This is a genomic window from Actinoplanes sp. NPDC051633 (assembly GCF_040681735.1).
GTDB lineage: Bacteria > Actinomycetota > Actinomycetes > Mycobacteriales > Micromonosporaceae > Actinoplanes.
Genome location: NZ_JBFAZH010000959.1, coordinates 1 through 3,012, shown reverse-complemented (window position 1 = coordinate 3,012; position 3,012 = coordinate 1). Strand labels below are relative to the sequence as shown.

The following is a 3,012-nucleotide window of genomic DNA, read 5'->3' as shown; positions in this document are numbered from 1 at the left end:
CCCGGCCCGGGCCGGGGGTCGCGGCAAGAGGCCGATCATCGCCGGCGATGGCGGCCGCGCGGGCGGCGCGGCTCGCGTTCGCCGGAGCGGAGCCGGTACTCCGCCGCTTCGCGGAGGAGCTCCTCGTGCCGGAGGTGGTTGATCTGTACGGCGAGGTAGGCGCTGCTGTTCATGGTGGGTCTCCCTGGTCGGCGGGCGGTCGTTCCGTCCGCAGGCAAACTATCGCCGGGACCACTTGCAGCCGGCTTGCAGCTCACTGAACGCCCCGCGGAGCTGAGGCGGCTAGTCGCTGAGGATGGGGACCGAAGGGGAGAGGTCGTGGCCCAGGGAGGCCGCCCGCTTGACGGCCGAGCTGCCGAACCGGTCGCGGACCGCGTCCAGCGCGTCGTCCAGCTTGTCCTCGTCGTGCAGTGCCTCGAACGGCAGCTCCAGCTGCACGTTCCCGTCGCCGTCGAGATTGCTCACCGCCACCCCGATCAGGGTCAGGCCGCGTTCGGCGATCATCGCCCTGTTCTCCGCCAGCAGCTCCCGCGCCGTACGCAGGATCGTCGCCGTCTGCATCGTCGCCGTCCACATGCTGCGCGATCGCGTCGCCCGGGTGAAGTCGCCGAACCGGAACCGCAACGTCACCGTCCGCCCGGCCCGGTGCCCCGACCTCATCCGCCGGGTCACCCGGTCGACCAGGGCGGCCAGCGTCGCCTCCACCTCCTCGAACGGCCGCTCCCGCCGGCCCAGCGCGCACTGCGAACCGATCGACCCGCGCCGCACCCCGACCCGCACCCGACGGGGGTCGCGGTTGTGCGCAAGCGCGTGCAGGTGCCGCCCGGCGTGCGCACCCAGCAGCGACACGAGCGTCGCCTCACCCAGCCGCGCCACATGCCCGACGGTGTTGATCCGCCGCTCCCGCAGCTTTCCGGACGTCACCGGCCCGACGCCCCACAGCCGCTCGACCGGCAGCGGATGCAGGAACGCCAGCTCCTGCCCGGGCGGCACGACCAGCAACCCGTCCGGCTTGCCGACCGCGCTCGCCACCTTTGCCAGGAACTTCGTCCGCGCCACCCCGACCGTGATCGGCAGCCCGACCCGCTCGCGCACCTCGGCCCGCAGCCGCCGCGCGATCTCGGTGGGCGTGCCGCGGATCCGCAGCAACCCACCCACCTCGAGGAAGGCCTCGTCGATCGAGATGCCCTCGACGATCGGCGTGGTGTCCTTGAAGACCGCGAACACCGCCTTGCTCGCCGTCGTGAAGGCCGACATCCGCGCCGGCACGACGATCGCCTGCGGGCAGAGGTGGCGGGCCTGGGCGACACCCATCGGGGTGCGTACCCCGAAAGCCTTCGCCTCATAACTCGCGGCGAGCACGACACCCATGCCGACCAGCACCGGACGCCCGCGCAACGCGGGATCGTCACGCTGCTCGACCGACGCGTAGAACGAGTCCAGGTCGGCATGCAGGATGGTCGCCTGATCATGCACCGGGCCATCTTAGAACACATGTTCGAATGATGTTAGAGTCTGCGCCATGACACGCCCTCCGCTCGCCGAGCAGTTCGATCTGCAGCCGCACCCGGAGGGCGGATGGTTCCGGGAGACCTTCCGTTCCGAGATCAACGTCGACTTCCCGGGGTACGCGGGCCCGCGCGCCGCCGCCACCGCGATCTACTTCGTGCTCCACCCCGGCGAACAGTCCGCGTGGCACACGGTGCGTTCCGACGAGTTGTGGTTCTGGCACTCCGGCGGCCCGCTCGAGCTGCGGCTGGGCGGCGACGGGCCGCAGCCGAGTGACGCAGAAGTCATCGTGTTGGGCATCACGAATCCGCAGGCGCTGGTCCCCAAAGGGGTCTGGCAGAGTGCCGTTCCCGCAGCTCAGGAGCCTGTGATGGTGAGCTGTGTGGTGTCGCCGGGCTTCGACTTCGCCGACTTCCGGCTGCTGGGCGATCCAGGCGCCGGACGGCCGGAATAGCGATCACCGGCTCCCCGTTGTGCGGTCGGGTCCACAAGACCCGGACAGCACTTTCGGAGGAACCACCCATGTTTCTGCGCTACAGCGAACCCGAGCAGCTGACCGCGCGCGTCGTCGGCACGACCCGCGCCGCCGGCTGTCGCGTGGAGACCTACCGCGACGGCGAAACCTTCCACATCGACATCGATCTCCCCGGCATGGACCCGGCCGACATCGACGTCTCGGTCGACGACAACGTCATGACGGTCCGCGCCGCCCGCCACTCCGGCGGAGACGAGCCGCAGAGCCCGGCCCAGGACTACGCCAAGCAGGTCCGGCTCTCCGACCGCCTCGACACCGACCGCCTGGACGCCCGCTACGACGACGGCGCCCTGACGATCAGCATCCCGGTCCGCACGACCGACCTGGCCCGAGCCGCCTGACCCAACCCAACTGGTAGCCCACCCACGCTCTCGGGCTTCGAGAGGGGGCTCGGCTACCACTTTGTGGTCAGGCGCCGGGCCGAGACCGACAGTGGTAGCCCACCCACGCTTCCGGGCCCTTCAGAGGAGGGTGGGCTACCACTTTGTGGTTACTCGATGCGGAAGACCAGCCAGTTCAGGTTGACGAAGTCGTCGGGGCGGTCGTTGCCGAAGGTCACGTAGACCGTGTGCAAGCCGGTCACCGGGGACATCTCCGTCGTCTCGGTGCGCCAGCTCTGCCATCCGCCGGTCTTCGAGGTGTTCAGGGTTGCCAGCGGCGGGTTCGAGGCGCTGTCGACGCGGATCTCGATGCGGCCACCGGGCTCCAGGTCGGAGGCGACCCGCAGGTTCACCGCCGTGGGTGGCGTACCCCCGAAGTTGACGTTGTCGAACCGCAGGTAGTCGCCGTTGCCGATCCAGCCCGCGTTGCGCCCGCCGCCCTCGTCCTCGGTGTCCTGCATCTGCGGACCGGAGACCTCCGACGCGTCCTCCACCTGCAACGGCCGGTAGGCGTCGACACCTCCGGACGGCGCGGCCGACGGCGTCGGCGAAGGCGAGGGCGAGGGTGACTCCGACGGCGGGGCAGAC

Annotated in this window: 5 protein-coding genes; 2 read left to right on the top strand and 3 right to left on the bottom strand. The window is 70.4% G+C overall.

Features of this window, described 5'->3' with window-relative positions:
• Nucleotides 1-35: 35 nt before the first annotated feature.
• Both AB0M20_RS35170 and dinB read right to left on the bottom strand, forming a co-directional pair.
• Nucleotides 36-173 carry a hypothetical protein gene (locus AB0M20_RS35170; RefSeq protein ID WP_364304793.1) on the bottom strand — a complete coding sequence of 46 codons (138 nt, stop codon included), beginning with the start codon at nucleotides 171-173 and terminating at the stop codon, nucleotides 36-38.
• Between the two features lie 109 nt (nucleotides 174-282).
• Nucleotides 283-1,476, bottom strand: coding sequence for a DNA polymerase IV (dinB, locus tag AB0M20_RS35165; protein ID WP_364304790.1), 1,194 nt, complete (start codon nucleotides 1,474-1,476; stop codon nucleotides 283-285).
• Nucleotides 1,477-1,522: 46 nt separating this feature from the next.
• On the opposite strand from dinB, the gene AB0M20_RS35160 reads away from it, so the two are divergent.
• Nucleotides 1,523-1,963, top strand: a complete 441-nt coding sequence (locus tag AB0M20_RS35160; protein WP_364304788.1) for a cupin domain-containing protein — start codon at nucleotides 1,523-1,525, stop codon at nucleotides 1,961-1,963.
• A gap of 68 nt (nucleotides 1,964-2,031) precedes the next feature.
• Nucleotides 2,032-2,385, top strand: a complete 354-nt coding sequence (locus tag AB0M20_RS35155; RefSeq protein ID WP_364304786.1) for an Hsp20/alpha crystallin family protein — start codon at nucleotides 2,032-2,034, stop codon at nucleotides 2,383-2,385.
• 149 nt (nucleotides 2,386-2,534) lie between these two features.
• Here AB0M20_RS35155 and AB0M20_RS35150 read toward each other — a convergent pair.
• Nucleotides 2,535-3,012, bottom strand: a 478-nt coding sequence (locus tag AB0M20_RS35150) for a carbohydrate-binding protein (RefSeq protein ID WP_364304784.1), incomplete at its 5' end; no start/stop codon positions are given.